Origin of the sequence: Lacticaseibacillus absianus, assembly GCF_013407595.1 — a bacterium.
In the GTDB taxonomy this organism is placed as follows: Bacteria; Bacillota; Bacilli; order Lactobacillales; family Lactobacillaceae; genus Lacticaseibacillus; species Lacticaseibacillus absianus.
Genome location: NZ_JABEKX010000002.1, coordinates 429,299 through 444,653, shown reverse-complemented (window position 1 = coordinate 444,653; position 15,355 = coordinate 429,299). Strand labels below are relative to the sequence as shown.

At 60.3% G+C, this 15,355-nt stretch carries 16 protein-coding genes; 3 read left to right on the top strand and 13 right to left on the bottom strand.

The features are described 5' to 3' along the window. Positions 1–116: 116 nt before the first annotated feature. A complete protein-coding gene (locus HII33_RS07450; protein ID WP_179395180.1) occupies positions 117–410 on the top strand; it encodes a hypothetical protein in 294 nt (97 codons plus the stop codon). On the opposite strand, the gene HII33_RS07445 is transcribed toward HII33_RS07450, so the two are convergent. After that, complete coding sequence (locus tag HII33_RS07445) at positions 411–974, bottom strand: restriction endonuclease (protein ID WP_179395179.1); 564 nt, start codon at positions 972–974, stop codon at positions 411–413. 115 nt (positions 975–1,089) lie between these two features. Here HII33_RS07445 and HII33_RS07440 point away from each other — a divergent pair, with 115 nt between their 5' ends. Then, positions 1,090–1,911, top strand: coding sequence for an aldose epimerase family protein (locus HII33_RS07440; RefSeq protein WP_179395178.1), 822 nt, complete (start codon positions 1,090–1,092; stop codon positions 1,909–1,911). Between the two features lie 8 nt (positions 1,912–1,919). Further along, entirely contained in the window at positions 1,920–2,081 is a 162-nt protein-coding gene (locus tag HII33_RS07435) for a hypothetical protein (RefSeq protein ID WP_179395177.1), read from the top strand. A 211-nt stretch (positions 2,082–2,292) separates the two neighbouring features. Here HII33_RS07435 and rplT read toward each other — a convergent pair whose 3' ends face one another. From rplT to murC, 12 genes are all read right to left on the bottom strand, one after another. Beyond that, a complete protein-coding gene (gene rplT, locus HII33_RS07430) occupies positions 2,293–2,649 on the bottom strand; it encodes a 50S ribosomal protein L20 (RefSeq protein WP_179395176.1) in 357 nt (118 codons plus the stop codon). A gap of 47 nt (positions 2,650–2,696) precedes the next feature. Further along, on the bottom strand, positions 2,697–2,897 hold the full coding sequence (gene rpmI / locus HII33_RS07425; RefSeq protein ID WP_179395175.1) for a 50S ribosomal protein L35: 201 nt from the start codon (positions 2,895–2,897) through the stop codon (positions 2,697–2,699). A 33-nt stretch (positions 2,898–2,930) separates the two neighbouring features. Then, entirely contained in the window at positions 2,931–3,437 is a 507-nt protein-coding gene (gene infC, locus HII33_RS07420) for a translation initiation factor IF-3 (protein ID WP_179395174.1), read from the bottom strand. 243 nt (positions 3,438–3,680) lie between these two features. After that, positions 3,681–5,651, bottom strand: coding sequence for a threonine--tRNA ligase (thrS, locus tag HII33_RS07415; protein ID WP_179395173.1), 1,971 nt, complete (start codon positions 5,649–5,651; stop codon positions 3,681–3,683). Between the two features lie 357 nt (positions 5,652–6,008). Then, positions 6,009–6,929, bottom strand: a complete 921-nt coding sequence (dnaI, locus tag HII33_RS07410) for a primosomal protein DnaI (protein ID WP_179395172.1) — start codon at positions 6,927–6,929, stop codon at positions 6,009–6,011. Continuing rightward, a complete protein-coding gene (locus HII33_RS07405; RefSeq protein ID WP_179395171.1) occupies positions 6,926–8,281 on the bottom strand; it encodes a replication initiation and membrane attachment family protein in 1,356 nt (451 codons plus the stop codon). The genes dnaI and HII33_RS07405 overlap by 4 nt, the downstream gene beginning before the upstream one ends. 78 nt (positions 8,282–8,359) lie before the next feature. Then, a complete protein-coding gene (nrdR, locus tag HII33_RS07400) occupies positions 8,360–8,827 on the bottom strand; it encodes a transcriptional regulator NrdR (RefSeq protein ID WP_179395170.1) in 468 nt (155 codons plus the stop codon). A gap of 105 nt (positions 8,828–8,932) precedes the next feature. Continuing rightward, positions 8,933–9,538 (bottom strand): dephospho-CoA kinase, encoded by a 606-nt coding sequence (coaE, locus tag HII33_RS07395; RefSeq protein ID WP_179395169.1) that lies wholly within the window; start codon positions 9,536–9,538, stop codon positions 8,933–8,935. Beyond that, on the bottom strand, positions 9,535–10,383 hold the full coding sequence (gene mutM, locus HII33_RS07390; RefSeq protein ID WP_179395168.1) for a bifunctional DNA-formamidopyrimidine glycosylase/DNA-(apurinic or apyrimidinic site) lyase: 849 nt from the start codon (positions 10,381–10,383) through the stop codon (positions 9,535–9,537). Before mutM ends, coaE begins: the two co-directional genes overlap by 4 nt. Positions 10,384–10,435: 52 nt before the next feature. Continuing rightward, positions 10,436–13,069, bottom strand: coding sequence for a DNA polymerase I (gene polA / locus HII33_RS07385; protein WP_179395167.1), 2,634 nt, complete (start codon positions 13,067–13,069; stop codon positions 10,436–10,438). Positions 13,070–13,194: 125 nt separating this feature from the next. Then, positions 13,195–13,908, bottom strand: a complete 714-nt coding sequence (locus tag HII33_RS07380; protein WP_179395166.1) for a Bax inhibitor-1/YccA family protein — start codon at positions 13,906–13,908, stop codon at positions 13,195–13,197. 110 nt (positions 13,909–14,018) lie between these two features. Next, positions 14,019–15,347, bottom strand: a complete 1,329-nt coding sequence (gene murC / locus HII33_RS07375) for a UDP-N-acetylmuramate--L-alanine ligase (protein ID WP_179395165.1) — start codon at positions 15,345–15,347, stop codon at positions 14,019–14,021. Between the last annotated feature and the right edge of the window lie 8 nt (positions 15,348–15,355).

The following is a 15,355-nucleotide window of genomic DNA, read 5'->3' as shown; positions in this document are numbered from 1 at the left end:
CCTTAGGAAAACTTATGGAATTCGCGCCGCCGCGGGCTTGGCGCCGGCCTTCCGCCTGGCGCGTCGATGCGCTACAATACGGAGGAAGCCTCACCACCGAAAGGAGCCCGTCGCCCATGCGCGTGATCGACCTGCTCGCTCTGTTGAGCGACTACAACCAAAACACGCCGGTGCAGATGGCCACGCGCGATGGCCGCCGAGCGATCGCCCGCTTGACCCTAGATGAGGTGCTGGAAGAACCCCGGCTGATCCTACACCCCCAAGCCGGCGGCCACCCGCACAAACTCTGGGAACTGGCGATCCTGCTGGACCGACCGGACTTGCGGTTGCGCTACGTCTACCTCGAGGATGCGCCGGTCCGCCCGGCCTTCGGGGTCCAACTGCGCGATGGTGCCTTGGTCCTCAACTGATCAGCTTGGGAGCCGCCGCATCAGGCGGCGCAGGTGCGGTCGATCGATCAGAAGCACCCCGAGGTCCTCAGCCAGCTCCTTGGCCGCGTCACTGAACTCGGAATTCGTGATCACCGCCGCCTCGTCCAACTTGTAGAAATTATGCCCGGTCCAGACCTCCTGCACCGCCTTGTTACCGACGAAGCCCGTATAGCGTTTGCACTGGAAGCCGACCGTCCGCTTCTTCTTGGTCGCAATGATATCGATCCCCTGATCACCGGCGAAACGGGTGACCTTGATGTGCTTGAACCCGTTGCGCTTCAACAGGTACGCGCAGAAGTGCTCGAAGTCTTCACCGGCCATGGCGTCGACCGCTTCCATCTGCAAGTCGCGGTAGCGAAAGTGTCGGCGGTACAGAAGCACGGCATTGAGCACCGTCCACCCGGCGATCAGCACGAATGCCGCGAGGTCCAAGTGCCCCTTGAATGTGGCTGGGAGCCATGCCCGACCGACGAACGCATAACCGAGGGCGAGCGCGAAGCCGAGGGTCAGGAGCCAGTAGAGTTTATGTAAGAATGCACGCATGGTGTCACCTCCTCTATTAGCCTACCAGAAAAACCCCGCGACCAGGCGAAAATTCGTTGATTCTTCACCCGGAATTCGGTACGCTTATAACAGATATGAAAGGAAGCGGTTACAGTTGAAGATTGATTCTATGGTATTCGTCCGGTTGCGCGATGACGTGATCACACAGTACACGTTAGAGAATGACCGCGGGATGAGCCTGAGCTTCCTGACCTTCGGCGCCCGAGTCTCCCGGATGCGCCTGCCGAACAAGGCGGGCCACAACCCCAACCTGACCCTCGGCTACATCACGTTTCAGGATTACATCGAGGAACCCGGCTTATTCGGCGCCACGATCGGGCCCGTGTTCGGCGAACAGGGCGCCTTGCCGGCCAACTCCGGGCGCACCGGTTGGCAGAACTGGAACTGGCACGCGGAGACGCGCCAAGACGACCAGCACGTTCAGATCCGACTGACACTGGACCTAGCCGACGGCATGGACGGCCAGCCCGGGAGCCGGCACATCGAGGTGCTCCATACGCTCGACAACGACAACCACTGGACGATCGACTGGCACGTGACGTCAGACGCCGTCATCGCGTGTCGCCCGCTGATCAACCTGCCGTTAGTCCTCACCGGCGATCCAGCACAGACGGTGATGACCCAGAAGCTGCGCCTCGACGCCGAACCGGTCGCCCTCCCCGTCGACCGCCCGTTGATCAGCGAGGCGACAACGGCCCGGCTAATCGCCAAGGACTGGGCGGTGAGCCTAGAGACCGATGCGCAAGGCTTGACCGTGACCACCTTCCCTGAGGTCGATGCGACCAACTGCTTCAACGGGATCTTAGGGCATCCGCATGTCGCCGTCGGCTTGCGCCCGACCAACGGCCCGTTCATGCTGGGCCCAACACGGGACTTTGACCGGACCACCACACTCACACTGCATTCACTACGCTAGGAGGGCCTATGAGTCCATTCAATGCGGCCGCAACGGCCATCGTCTTGATCATCATTCAGACCGGGATCATCTTACACTTGATCCCCATGAAGCGCCGTGGCCGCTCGATCCTCATCGGCTGCTCCGTCGCCCTGTGCGTCCTGTTGCTCGCGGTGATGTGGCGCGCTTGACCTCCGAACCCACCAGGGACTGTGACAAGCGGCGTCCTGGCGCTGACGAGGCGTCTTTCAGCCGGAACGCGCAAGCACAAACCAGCTGATCACGCGCCGTGCCAGCGCCGATCTGCTGGGATCGGCGCGCACCAACAAGGACCGAGTTGCTGATCGACAGATCCGGACACAAAAAAAGCCGCGCACAAGCGCGGCTTTTTAGGACTAAGTCTTAGGCGAGGGCCTTCTTAGCGGTCTCGGCCAGGGCCGTGAAGCCGGCTGGGTCGGAGATCGCGATGTCGGCCAACATCTTACGGTTCATGTCGATGTTTGCGACCTTCAAGCCGTGCATCAACTTGCTGTAAGAAATGTCGTTCAGACGAGCGGCGGCGTTGATGCGGGCGATCCACAGGGAGCGGAAGTTGCGCTTCTTAGCACGACGATCGCGGAAAGCGTAGCGATAGGACACCATGACCTGCGCATTCGCTGCCTTGAACAGCAAGTGCTTGGCCCCACGGTAACCCTTGGCGAGCTTCAGGACCTTCTTACGACGTTTGCGAGTAACGGTTCCACCTTTAACACGTGGCATTAGTAATTCCTCCTCAAATAATTAAACGAAAACGGGCCAATGAAAACTTACTTCACTTGGCTGAGCATCTGGCGGATCCGGCGCATATCTGAGTGGGATACCAAGCCTGACTTGCGCAGTTGACGACGTTGCTTCTTGGTCTTACCGTGGAAACGGTGGCTGGTGTAAGCGTGGCCCCGCTTCAAAGCACCACTAGCGGTCTTCTTGAAACGCTTGGCAGAGGCACGGTGTGTCTTGAATTTTGGCATGACGATAATTCCTCCTAATGACTTAGTCGCTGACTATTTCTTGTCAGCCTTTGGTGCGAGCATCATGAACATGCTCCGCCCGTCCATCTTTGGTCGGGCTTCAACAGTGGCCAGCTCCTTAACAGCTTCAGCCATCTGTTCGAGGACCTTTTGCCCGAGGTCCTTGTGGGTGATCGCCCGGCCACGGAACCGGACGGACACCTTGACCTTGTCCCCCTTTTCGAGGAACTTGGTCGCATTTTTCAACCGGGTGTTGAAGTCTGCCTCGCCGATGGTCGGGCTCAGGCGGATCTCCTTGATGCTGATGGTTTTTTGCTTCTTGCGCGCTTCACGCTGCTTTTTTTGCAGTTCGAAGCGGAACTTCCCGTAATCCATGATCCGGGCAACTGGCGGCTTAGCGGTTGGCGAAACCAGAACCAAGTCCAAGTTCACCGAAGCAGCTAACTCCAATGCCTCGTGGGTACTTTTGACCCCGAGCTGTTCACCAGTCTGGGAAATCAGTCGAACTTCACGGGAACGGATCCCATCGTTGACCATCATATCTCTTGCTATGGCAGTTCACCTCCGAAGAATTTTGGCGAAAAAACAAGAACGCGGAAGAGCCCACTATGAGCCCCGCCGCGTCGTTATATAACCGAACTATCAACCCAGCGGCCAGAGGCATAGGTGAGAAGCGGGAACTTCTGCTTGTTTTCTCAACGTGTACTAGTATAGCCAGCCGGGCGTCAAAAGTCAACGGAAAACTTCAGGTCCGCGCACCGATGACCCTTTACCCGGTGCGAGTCAGTCGAGCGCCTTGCCGAGTTCCCCGCGCTTGTGCTTGCCGTCACGGGAGTAGTTCTTGACCTCCGCCTCAACGGCTTCGACGAACATGTTGGCCGGCATCTCTTCGCTATCCGGCTGGCCGTACTTGCGCACCGACACGCTGGCGCTCGCCAATTCATCATCCCCCACCACGACAGTGTACGGGATCTTGTTGGTCTGGGCCTCGCGGATCTTATAGCCCATCTTTTCGTTGCGGCTATCCACCTGCGGCCGCAAGCCAGCCTTGAGCAGCTTGGTCTTCAGCTCGGTCGCGTAATCCAGGTGCTTGTCGGAGACCGGGATGATCGCGATCTGCGTCGGGGCCAACCAGGTCGGGAAGGCACCCTTGTAGATCTCCGTCAGATATGCGATGAAGCGCTCCATGGTGCCGACGACCCCACGATGGATCATCACCGGCCGGTGCTCCTGCCCGTCGTTGCCGACATAGGTGAGCTCGAAGCGCTCAGGCAGCATGAAGTCCAGCTGGATCGTGGACATCGTCTCTTCGTTGCCCAGGGCCGTCTTCGTCTGGATGTCCAGCTTCGGGCCGTAGAACGCGGCTTCCCCTTCGGCTTCGTAGTAATCGAGGCCCAGATCGTCCATCGCCCCTTTGAGCATCGTCTGGCTACGGGTCCACATCTCTTCATCGTCGAAGTACTTCTCGGTGTTCTGTGGGTCGCGGTAGGACAGACGGAACGTGTAGTCGTTGATGTTGAAGTCTTCGTAGACATCCATGATCAACCGCAGGATCTTCTTGAATTCTTCTTGGATCTGATCCAGCGCGACGAACGTGTGGCCATCGTTCAGCGTCATTTCGCGCACGCGCTGCAGGCCAGACAACGCCCCAGACTTCTCGTAGCGGTGCATCATGCCCAGCTCCGCGATGCGCAACGGCAGTTCGCGGTAAGAGCGGATGTGGTGCTTGTAGACCTGGATATGTGACGGGCAGTTCATCGGCCGCAGCTCGAGCAGCTCGCCGTCGCCCATGTCCATCGGTGGGAACATGTCTTCGCGGTAGTGGTCCCAGTGGCCGGAGGTCTTGTACAGATCCAGGTTGGCCAGGATCGGCGTGTAGACGTGCTCGTAGCCGTCCGCCAGTTCCTTGTCGATCACGTAACGCTCGATCACGCGGCGGATCGTCGCGCCATTGGGCATCCAGTACGGCAGGCCGGCGCCGACCTTGGGATCAACGAAGAACAGATCCAGGTCACGCCCGATGTTACGGTGGTCGCGCTCCTTAGCCTCTTGGCGGCGCTTGGCGTCGTCTTCAAGGTCTGCGGCCTTGTAGTAGGCCGTCGCGTAGATCCGCTGAAGCATCGGGTTGGACGACTTGCCTTCCCAATATGCGCCGGCAACGGACAGCAGGGCGAAGTGCTTCAAGTCCTTGAGGTTCGGCAGCAACACGGTCTCTTCGAAGTCGAAGAAGTCGCCCATCTTGAAGCCGGCCACGGTGTCTCCGGCCAACGCCTCAATCAGCTGCAGCTTGTACGGCTCCGCCTTGAAGTAGGCCAAAGCGTCCGCCTTGCTCATGCTGACGGCCTCGATCGCAGGCGCCGCCTTGACCAGCGCGGCCATCTTGTCGGCGATGGCCGGCAGCTGATCGACGGTCAGCTGGCCGTCGTCACGGTCGGTGTCGTAGAAGAACCCATCGTCTTGGGTCGCCCCTTGGCCCAACCGCACTTCCGGGTGCAGCGCTTTGATCGCGGCGGCCATGATGAAGGCCCCGGTCTCACGCAGGACGGCCAACCCGTCTTCGGTATCCTTGGTGACGATCTCCAGTGCGCCGTCTTGGATCAGCGCCGTCTCGAGACCCACGAAGGCCCCGTCGACTTTGCCGGCGACCGCCTTTTTGGCTAAGGACGTCGAGATGGACTTCGCCACGTTGATGACGGTGACGCCCACCTCGAATTCTTTGACACTCTGATCTGGGAAAGTGATCTTGATAGACATATTGTCGTCTCCTTTATTAGTCTGCCGAAGCGCAATAACGAAAAATCGCCCCGAATGCCATTTCTGACATCCGGGACGATTCCTCGCGGTTCCACCCGACTTGAAAGCACTGCTTTCCTCTCATGCTGCGTGTAACGCCGCAAGCCGGCCCCCAAGGGGGCACTCTCGGAAAGTGGTGCGGATCAGGTCATGCTCGACTTTCAGCCACGGTCGAGGCTCTCTGGTGAAACATGGTCCTTATTGCTTTCGTCTTCGATACCTAGATTAAACCACAGCCACCTCGACGGCGCAAGCATTTTGCCGCAAAAAAGTTATCGAACCGTCGACGCTTGTCTACGCAACGCGACACCGCGACGATCACCCGTTGCGTCGGTCACGCCCACCGATCGCGAGCTCACGAGCGAGAAAACGCACGCGTTCCATGATCCGCTGGGCCTTGAGGCCCTCGTTATTGCCGACGTCGACCCCGGCGAGAAACTCCGTCAGCTCGGCCATCGTCTTGTTGGACGAAAACAGCGTCGGCAGCTCCTCTTGCATGCGGTATTGCAGGATGATGCCGAGCACATCGTCACGGATCCATGGGCTCAGGCTCTCCGCACCGATATCGTCGAGCATCAGCACCGGGGCCTTCTTGATGCGGTCGAGCTTCGGGAGCACGGTCTTATCCCCGATCGCCGCTTTCATCTCCACGGCGAAGGTCGGAAAATGCACCAGTGTCGACGCGACGTTGCGGGTCGCCAAGTCGTTGGCGATCGCACCTAACAGGTAGGTCTTGCCGACCCCAAACGGCCCCGTCAGGTAGAGCCCTTTGTGGAAGTCATGCGGGGCCTTAGCCACCGCAACGGTGAACTGAATCGCTGCGTTCAAAGCAGCCGCTCGGTCCGTCGCGTCGTAGCCATCGAGGTGGGCGTTGACGATCGCCTTGGGCATGTTGATCGAGGTGACCAGCGCCGCGCGGTCTGCCTGCGCGTCTTGCGCTAGCTTCTCAGCGGTCGGCACATAGGTGATGTCGATCAGGCGGTTGGAAACCACCAGCTGCGGGGCGTACCCCGGCGCGATCAGGGGGGTGCCAGCGTGGAGCCGGTCGCGTGCGGTGACGAATTCGTAGATCTTCGCCGCGCTGCGCGTGACCGCGTCCGGGGCCAGCTGGTCAGCGCTAGCGCGCAAGAACGTCTGAACGTCTGGATCCGCGACCGCCTGTTGCATCATCGCCTGGTACTCATCGCTCAACCGGCGTCGGTCCATCACCTTGGCGAGTTCATCTTTCATCGGCTTCATGAGGGGTCACCTCCGTTGTCTTCAAGGGCTTTCAGGGCGGCAAGGCCCGCCTGGATGTCATGCTGCTCCGCCGCACTGACCGGCTTCGTCTCCGGTTGGTAATCTTGTTGCATCCACGCCGGTGTCTTCTCCTGGCGGCTCGGCCGCGAGTTGCGGCGCGTCGTGCGCGGCTTGCGCTCAGTGAACGCGTGGATCTCCGCCAAGGCGCTGGTCGGGGTGGTCACGCCGGCCTTGAGCCAGCGGTTCACGATCGCATCGAGATACGCCTGGTTCACACTGTCGTTGGTCTGCAGGATGTAGTCGATCAGGACGTTGACGGTCGCATCCGGAAGCACCTGACGCTGCACCAGCTTACGCACCGCGGCGATCTCGTTGGTCGCCGCATACATGTTCGGATTCTTCGCCTTCTTGGTCGCTTCCAGGAACTCGCGTACCGGCGTGGTCGCCGCGTCCGCAAGCAGCTGTTGCTCGCGCGCGGAGAGCTTGCCCGCGGTCGGGGCGTCTTTCGGCTTATCGGCCGCCGGGGTCGTCACCAGGTGCGGGGGCTTGGTCGTGTAGGTCTGCTCGGCAAACCGCCGGACTTGTGCGACATCTAACTGCCCCGTCGCAAAGTCGATCCCTTGCTCGATCAGGCGGGCAAAAGCGGTCGGGCCCAGCCCGTAGAACTTCGCGATCTGGTACAGGGCCGCCTGGTGCCGGTTCAACTCCCCGTCTTTGAGGTGCGTGCGCACCAGTAGCTGGGCGAGCAACGCCCAGTCGTAGCCGTCGCCGGCTCCGAGGCTGACCGCCGGCGCAGGCTTTTGTTGCACCGTCTGGTTCGCCGCCGTGACAGCAGGCTCTGGCAGCACGTGGCTGAGTGCAAAGACGTCTAGCAGGCTGGCGCTGACGTTCGCCCAGGTTGAGTTGTGGACATTGTGTAGCGTGTACTGGTCGACCAGCTCGTGGTAGCGACTCGCCCCCACCCGGTCGTACAGCAGCATCCCAAGTGTCGCATCGTTGAAAAACGCGTCCGGTTCGACCGGCCGGTGCAGCTCATACGCGTAATAGCGGCCCAGCGCATCGGTGGTCGTGTAGGTCTGGAGCAACCCGAGTGCCTCTAGTCTGACGCGTGCATCAAACAGGGCGTCGACCCCGACACCGAGCAGGTCGAGCAAGTGGGTCTGCTTCTTGCGATCCGTTAAGGCCGGTGCGCGGTTGGCTTCACGCCAAAGGCTCAGGTACAGCGCCAGCGCGGTCGGGCCGATCAATGGCTGGTAGAGGCAGATCGCCACATCCTGGTCGTGATCGCTGAAGTAGGTCGCCTGAGTGACGATGTAGTCATCTTGCGCCATGAAGCTCTTGGGTCGGTTCATCAGCTGTTCCTTTCCGTCACGCGGCGTCCAAAAAGGACCTGGCGCTCGGCCAAGCCCTTTTTGGCGCCCAACGCGCGACTATTGTTTGTTTTTCTCTTTATCCATCATGTCCTTCAGCTCCTGCATGAACACGGACATATCCTTGAACTGACGGTAGACGCTTGCGAAGCGGATGTAGGCAACGTCATCGACATCGGCCAGCAGGGCCATCACGTGCTCGCCGATCGCCTGGCTGGAGACCTCGTTCTCGCCGATCGCGCGCAGTTTGTTCTCCACGGATTCGACGATCCCCTGCATCTGCTCCATCGTGACCGGCCGCTTCTCTGCCGCACGGATCAGCCCCTTAAGAATCTTCTCGCGGTTGAATTCCTCGCGTGTCCCGTTCTTCTTGATGACCAACAGTGGCGTCTGCTCGACGCGCTCGAAAGTCGTGAAGCGAAACCCGCAGTTTTCGCATTCACGGCGGCGGCGGATCGCTCGGCCACCGTCTGTGGGGCGCGAGTCGACAACGCGAGAACTGTTATGATGACAATGTGGGCATTGCAAAAGGCCACCCTCTTAGTAGTTGATACTTTATTATAACACACCAGATTTAGTGTGCCAGCAGTGATTGTAACAGCCAGCGACCGCCCTTGCAACCGATTGCGGCCCTCAGGACTGCAGGGTACGCAAGTGCGCCAGCAGCGACTGGACCTGCGCCTCGCGCACGGCGCGACCCTGTGAGTTGTCGATCAGGAAGTCGGCCCGCGCGATCTTATCAGCCAGTGGCATCTGCGCCGCGATCCGCGCTTGGGCCGCAGACACCGTCAAGCCATCACGCGCCATCAGCCGCGCTAGCTGAAGGTGCGGCGGCAGGGTGACCACCGCGACCCCGTCGAAGCTGGCCTCGTAGTGCGTTTCGTACAGCAGCGGGATCTCGCCGACCACGACCGCCGCCCCAGTCGCCTTGGCCGCCGCCAAGGCATCGTTGATCGCCGCCCGCAAGTACGGATAGTCGATCGCGTTGAGCTCGGCAAGCTTCGCCGGGTCATTGAACACCAGGTCGCCGAGGCGCTTGCGGTCCAGAGTGCCGTCCGGGCGCAGCATCGCAGGGCCAAACGCCGCAGCGATCGCCGCCAAGGCCGGCTGACCCGGTTCAACGATCGCCCGCGCGATCACGTCCGCGTCGACCACCGGGCAGCCCAGGTTACGGAACACGGCCGCGACCGTACTTTTGCCGGTCGCGATCCCACCAGTCAAACCTAACAGATAAGTCATTTGATCCGCCGCTTTCTTAATGGCTGGCAGTGCGGGCAGTAGTGCGTCCCGCGCTGGCCGACCTTGATCTTGACGATCGTCGTCTGGCACCGATCACACGGCGTCCCTTCGCGGTCGTACACGTGTAGCTGCGTCTGAAAAGCGCCGCGCTGCCCCGTTGCATCGACGAAGGAGTGCACACTGGTGCCGCCCGCAGTGGTCGCCGTGGCCAACTCCGCAATGATGTTGTCTCGCAGGGTCTTGGCCTCTTGGCGCGTCAGGGTGCACGCGGGCTGCTCTGGGTTGAGGTGGCTGAGCCAGAGCGTTTCGTCTGCGTAGATGTTACCGACGCCCGCCACGACGTGCTGATCGAGGATCACCGACTTGATCGCCTGCTTGTGCCGCTGCAATTCGCGGTAAAAAGCATCGGGGTCAAAGTCCGCCTCGGTGGGTTCCGGCCCGATCGACGCAAGTCCGGCGACCGTCTTCATCTCCGTCCCAGTTGGGACCAAGGCCATGCGGCCGAACTTCCGCATGTCATGATAGCGCAACTGGCTCCCGTCGGTGAACGTGAACGCGACATGGACGAAGCGGTGCCGCGGCACTGCTGCGTCAGGGACGAGCTGATATTTGCCCTCCATCCGCAGGTGCGACACCATCGTGATTGCGTTATCGAAGCGAAACAGCAGGTACTTGCCGCGCCGGTCGATCGCCGTGATCGTCGCGTGCGCCAGGGTTTTGGCAAACGTCGCCTGCCCACCGACCAAGATCTTCTCCCAGTCGGTGTCGACGGCCTGGATCGTTCGGCCAGCGACCAGCCCGCTCAGCCCGCGTCGAACGTTTTCAACTTCTGGTAATTCTGGCATAGTGGCTCCTTTCACGCAAAAACCGAGCGCAAGCGCTCGGTCTGCGTCACCGTTACTTCGCGTCGAACCAGGTCTTGCCGTAGTGGCTCTCAACCTTCAGCGGCACGTCGAGGCTCACCGCAGCGTCCATCACCTTCGGCACGAGTGTCGCCAGCTGCGCCATCTCGTCGGCCGGACCTTCGAAGATCAGTTCATCGTGGACCTGCAAGAGCATCCGCGACTTCAAGTGGTGTTCATCCAGCATCGCCTGCATCCGCACCATCGCGATCTTGATGATATCCGCGGCGCTGCCCTGGATCGGCGTGTTCATGGCCGTCCGCTCTGCGAACTGACGCAGATTGAAGTTCCGCGAGTGGATCTGACTCAGGTACCGGCGCCGGTGGAACAGCGTCTCGACATACCCTTGCTCACGGGCGATGGCGACCATCCGCGCCATGAAGTCATGGACCTGCGGGTACTGCTCGAAGTAGCCGTCGATGAAGGCCTTGGCCTGCTTACGCGTGATCCCGATGTTCTTGGCCAGGCCAAAGTCGCTGATCCCGTAGACGATCCCAAAATTGACCGCCTTGGCCTGACGCCGCATGTCCGGGGTCACCTGGTCCGCCGCGGTCAGACCGAAGATCTTCATCGCGGTGTTCGCGTGGATATCCCGGTCGGCGCGGAACGCGGCTTGCATGTTGGCATCCCCAGAGATGTGCGCCAGTACGCGCAGCTCGATCTGCGAGTAGTCGCTGGAGAAGATCTGCCAGCCCAGCTGCGACGGAATGAAAGCCTGGCGCACCTGCTTACCGTTGCCGCGCGCCGGGATATTTTGCATATTCGGATCGACCGAAGACAGGCGCCCAGTCTGCGTCAGTGTCTGCAAGTAGCGCGTGTGGATCTTGTGATCCGGCAGGACCGCCTTGATCAGCCCTGCGACATACGTCGATTGCAACTTGGCCACCGTGCGGTAATCCAGGATATCCTGCACGATCGGGTTCGCGTCAGTCAGCTGCTCGAGCACATCGACGCTGGTCGAGTACCCCGTCTTGGTCTTCTTGATCACCGGCAGTTGAAGCTTGTCGAACAGCACTTCACCCAGCTGCTTAGGCGAGTTGAGGTTGAACTTCAGGCCCGCCTCGCCATAGATCTTCTCCTCCAAGACATGCATCGTGGTGGTCCACTCATCCCCCAGCGTCTGCAACTTCTGCTGATCCAAGGCGATGCCGGCGATCTCCATGCGCGCCAGCACCTTGGCCAGTGGCAGCTCAAGGTCATCGAATAGGGCTGACTCCCCTTGCGCGGCCAGGTCGTCTCGCAGGTGTGGGCGTAACGTCAGGATTGCCTGGGCCTTACGGGCGAAGTGGCTGAACAAGGCGTCGTCTTCCGGCACCTTGAGCTTGGCGCCCTTCCCGTAGACATCGACGTCGAACGGCAGTGCATAGTCGTGATCCTGAGCGATCTGCCCAAAGTCGTTACTGTTTTGGTCCGGATTCAGAAGGTACGAGGCCAGCAGCACGTCGAAGTCGATCTGCGGCAACGCCACGCCTAGGCGCTCGGCCGCCACCAGGTTGCGCTTAGCATCAAAGACGCTCAGCGTATGGGCCGCCAACCACGCGCTGAGTTGCGGCGTCGTCAGTAGCGTGACGTCGCTTGAGACGAAGGTCGTCGTCGCGGTGCCGATGAAAAACCCGATCATCTCCGCGGTGTGATAGTTCTCCGTCAGCATCTCAAGTTCAAAGGCGACCGGCCCTGGGGCCGCCGGTAGCTGGTCAAGGCCCGCCTCATCCAAGACCTGATAGTGCACTGGTCGCTCATCGACCACCGTCGCGCCCGGTAGCTTCGCCAGCGCCTGACGCATATCCAGGCGAGTGTACAGGGCCCGTAGCGCCTCGATGTCCGGCCCGGTGTAGCGGATGTCGGCCAGCCCAATGGTGATCGGCGCGTCCTGCAAGATCGTGGCGAGCCGCTGGCTCATGAATGCGTTGTCCCGGTCGTTGATCAGGTTGTCCTTCATCTTGCTCGGCTTCATCTCGTCGACCTGTGCGTACAGCGTCTCGAGGTCACCATAAGTCGTGACCAGCTTCAACGCGGTTTTTTCCCCCACCTTGGTCACGCCTGGGTAGTTATCCGAAGCGTCGCCCATCAGCGCCTTGACATCGATCAGCTGTCGGGGCGTGATCCCCAGCTTGGCCTTCATGTAGTCGGGGGTGTAGGCTTCAAGCTCCGCCACCCCTTTTTTGGTCACCTGTACCGTGACCTGGTCAGTGGCCAGCTGCGTCAGGTCGCGGTCCCCGGTCACGATCGTCGTGACCATCCCGGCTGCCTCAGCTTGCTTGGCCAGGGTCCCGATGATGTCATCGGCCTCGTAGTCCTGCAACGCGTAGTGGGCCATGCCGTGATCCGCGATCATCTCATGGATCAACGGGAGCTGCTCGAGCAGCTCCGAGGGGGCATTGTCACGGTTGCCCTTATAGTCGTCGAACATCTTCGTGCGAAACGTGCCGCCGCTCTTATCGAACGCGACCAAGATGCGGTCCGGTTTTTCCTGGGCCACGATGCTGTCGAGCATATTATTGAACGCGAACACGGCGTTAGTGTGGAGCCCCTCACTGTTGGTGAAGCGGTCGAGCTGGTTGTACAGTGCATAAAACGCCCGAAACGCGATCGAGCTACCGTCGATCAGCAGTAGTTTTTCTTTGGCCATGTTGTCCCTCCTAGCGTGCTGCCTCCATTGTACCATGCCACGCCCCATTCGTTGAGCCACCCTGGCCGTCGCTCTGGCAACAAAAAACCCTCTGCGAGCCGTTGCGGCATGCGGAGGGCTCACACTCAGTTGCGGTCAGAGCCGCCACCGAAGATCTGCAAGATCGCCATGAACATATTCAGGAAGTCCAAGTACAGCATCAGTGCGCCTTGGATCGCTAAGCTATTCATCGAGTACGCCGGCTGACCGGACTGCCCGGCCGTCAGGTACATCCGCTTGAGGGCCTGGTTATCCCACGCCGTCAAGACCAGGAAGACGATCAAGATGACATACGCCATGATCAGCTGCATCCCGCTCGAGTGGATCAGAAATACGTTGATCAACGTGACTAAGATGATCCCGATCAGCGCGTTCGACGCGATGGCCCCGGCGCGACTCAAGTCCTGCTTGGTCACACGCCCGACCACCGACATCGTGATGAAGGCGACCGCGGTCGTGAGGAGCGCAGCGGTCATCGTGCCGAGTTCGTAGCGGATGAACAGACTGGCGTACATGAAGCCAAACGACGCCGAGATCAGCGTGAACACCACGGTGGCATACGCCCCGCTTCGCCGCGCCGCCTTGTTGTTCATCACGAATAGCAGGATGAAGGGCATCAATGTCATCAGCCAAAACATCAGCGGACTCGAGTTGATGAAGCTGGTGTAACTGTCGACGAAGACGGTCCCCAGCAAATAGCTGATCAGGCTGGTCACAGCGATCCCCAACCCGACGGTCGAGTAGACCCGGTTGAAGAAAGCAGCTAAGCCAGTATCATTGACAACACGACGTTCTTCCATCGTATCAACCTCTCTTCTCTAGTGAATAGCCCCATTATACCAGTTTCTGACCAAAAGTCAGTTGGACTTAAGACGGAGTTCTCGCTCCGACCTTGCCAGGTCGCCTCAGCTCAATTGGCCGTTGGACTGACGTCTGACAGCAAGTTCTCGAAGGCGACTTCGTACTTCTGGATGTCACCGGCACCCATGAAGACGAACACGGCGTTCTGGTAATCCAAAAGCGGTGACATGTCTGTCAGTTCGATCACGTGACCGCCCTGAGTCACCTTGGCCGCCAGGTCTTCTGCCGAGACGCTCCCAGACTGCTCGCGCGCGGAGCTGAAGATCGGGGTGACATACACCGCATCGGCAGCGCTGAGCGTCGCCGCGAACTCGTCGAGATAAGCAATGGTGCGTGAGAAGGTGTGCGGCTGGAACACCGCCACGACCTGCTTGTCCGGGTACTTCTGACGCGCCGCGTCCAGTGTTGCCTTGATCTCGCTCGGGTGGTGCGCGTAATCATCAATGATCACCGCATCGGCCATCTTTTTTTCGGAGAACCGGCGCTTGACCCCGGTGAAGCTGGCCAGCTCGCGTGCGGTAAACTCAGGGTCAAGCCCTTCCGTGAACGCGACGGCGACAACCGCCAGCGCGTTCAAGACGCTGTGTTCACCGAACAGCGGGACGTGGAAGTGCCCGATCAGCTGGCCGGCATGAAAGGCATCGAAGCTCGAGCCGGTCGTCGTGCGGCTGATGTTTTTGGCGACAAAATCGTCTTGGTCGCTGGTCCCGTAGTAGTAGACCGGCACCGATACATCGAGTTTGCGCAGCCAAGGGTCGTCGCCCCAGGCGAAGATCGCCTTGCGGACTTGCTTGCCTTCCGCCTCGAACGCTGAGTAGACGTCTTCAATCCCGGTGTAATAATCCGGGTGGTCGAAGTCGATATTGGTCATGATCAGGTAGTCTGGCGAGTAGGCGAGGAAGTGGCGCCGGTACTCGTCCGCCTCGAAGACGAAGAACTTGGAGTCCGGCGTCCCCTTGCCGGTCCCGTCACCGATCAGATAAGAGGTCTTCTCGATCCCGCTGAGTGTGTGCGCCAGCAAGCCGGTCGTGCTAGTCTTACCGTGCGCGCCGGCGACCCCGATACTGGTGTACTGGCCGAGCAGCTTGCCGAGGTACTCGTGGTACCGGTAAAACGGCAGACCGAGCACCTTCGCCTGCTTGACCTCGGGGTGCTCGTCAGTGAACGAGTTCCCGCAGATGATCGTGTACCCCGGCTTGACATTCGCCGCGTCGAACGGCAGCATCTCGATGCCGGCCGCCGCCAGTCCCCGCTGGGTGAAGGTGTACTGAGTGATGTCAGACCCCAGCACCTTGTGGCCGAGGTCATTGAGGATGAGCGCCAAGGCGCTCATCCCCGAGCCCTTGATGCCGATGAAATAATCTGTTTCCTGTGTCATGGTCGAAT

What these genes read in the sequence shown, in the direction of transcription:
- dnaI (WP_179395172.1), bottom strand. Translation starts at nt 6,929, where the DNA reads ATGAAGCCGATGAAAGATGAACTCGCCAAGGTGATGGACCGACGCCGG.
- mutM (WP_179395168.1), bottom strand. Translation starts at nt 10,383, where the DNA reads ATGCCAGAATTACCAGAAGTTGAAAACGTTCGACGCGGGCTGAGCGGG.
- HII33_RS07435 (WP_179395177.1), top strand. Translation starts at nt 1,920, where the DNA reads ATGAGTCCATTCAATGCGGCCGCAACGGCCATCGTCTTGATCATCATT.
- coaE (WP_179395169.1), bottom strand. Translation starts at nt 9,538, where the DNA reads ATGACTTATCTGTTAGGTTTGACTGGTGGGATCGCGACCGGCAAAAGT.
- thrS (WP_179395173.1), bottom strand. Translation starts at nt 5,651, where the DNA reads ATGTCTATCAAGATCACTTTCCCAGATCAGAGTGTCAAAGAATTCGAG.
- murC (WP_179395165.1), bottom strand. Translation starts at nt 15,347, where the DNA reads ATGACACAGGAAACAGATTATTTCATCGGCATCAAGGGCTCGGGGATG.
- rpmI (WP_179395175.1), bottom strand. Translation starts at nt 2,897, where the DNA reads ATGCCAAAATTCAAGACACACCGTGCCTCTGCCAAGCGTTTCAAGAAG.
- HII33_RS07445 (WP_179395179.1), bottom strand. Translation starts at nt 974, where the DNA reads ATGCGTGCATTCTTACATAAACTCTACTGGCTCCTGACCCTCGGCTTC.
- polA (WP_179395167.1), bottom strand. Translation starts at nt 13,069, where the DNA reads ATGGCCAAAGAAAAACTACTGCTGATCGACGGTAGCTCGATCGCGTTT.
- rplT (WP_179395176.1), bottom strand. Translation starts at nt 2,649, where the DNA reads ATGCCACGTGTTAAAGGTGGAACCGTTACTCGCAAACGTCGTAAGAAG.
- HII33_RS07405 (WP_179395171.1), bottom strand. Translation starts at nt 8,281, where the DNA reads ATGAACCGACCCAAGAGCTTCATGGCGCAAGATGACTACATCGTCACT.
- HII33_RS07380 (WP_179395166.1), bottom strand. Translation starts at nt 13,908, where the DNA reads ATGGAAGAACGTCGTGTTGTCAATGATACTGGCTTAGCTGCTTTCTTC.
- infC (WP_179395174.1), bottom strand. Translation starts at nt 3,437, where the DNA reads ATGATGGTCAACGATGGGATCCGTTCCCGTGAAGTTCGACTGATTTCC.
- HII33_RS07450 (WP_179395180.1), top strand. Translation starts at nt 117, where the DNA reads ATGCGCGTGATCGACCTGCTCGCTCTGTTGAGCGACTACAACCAAAAC.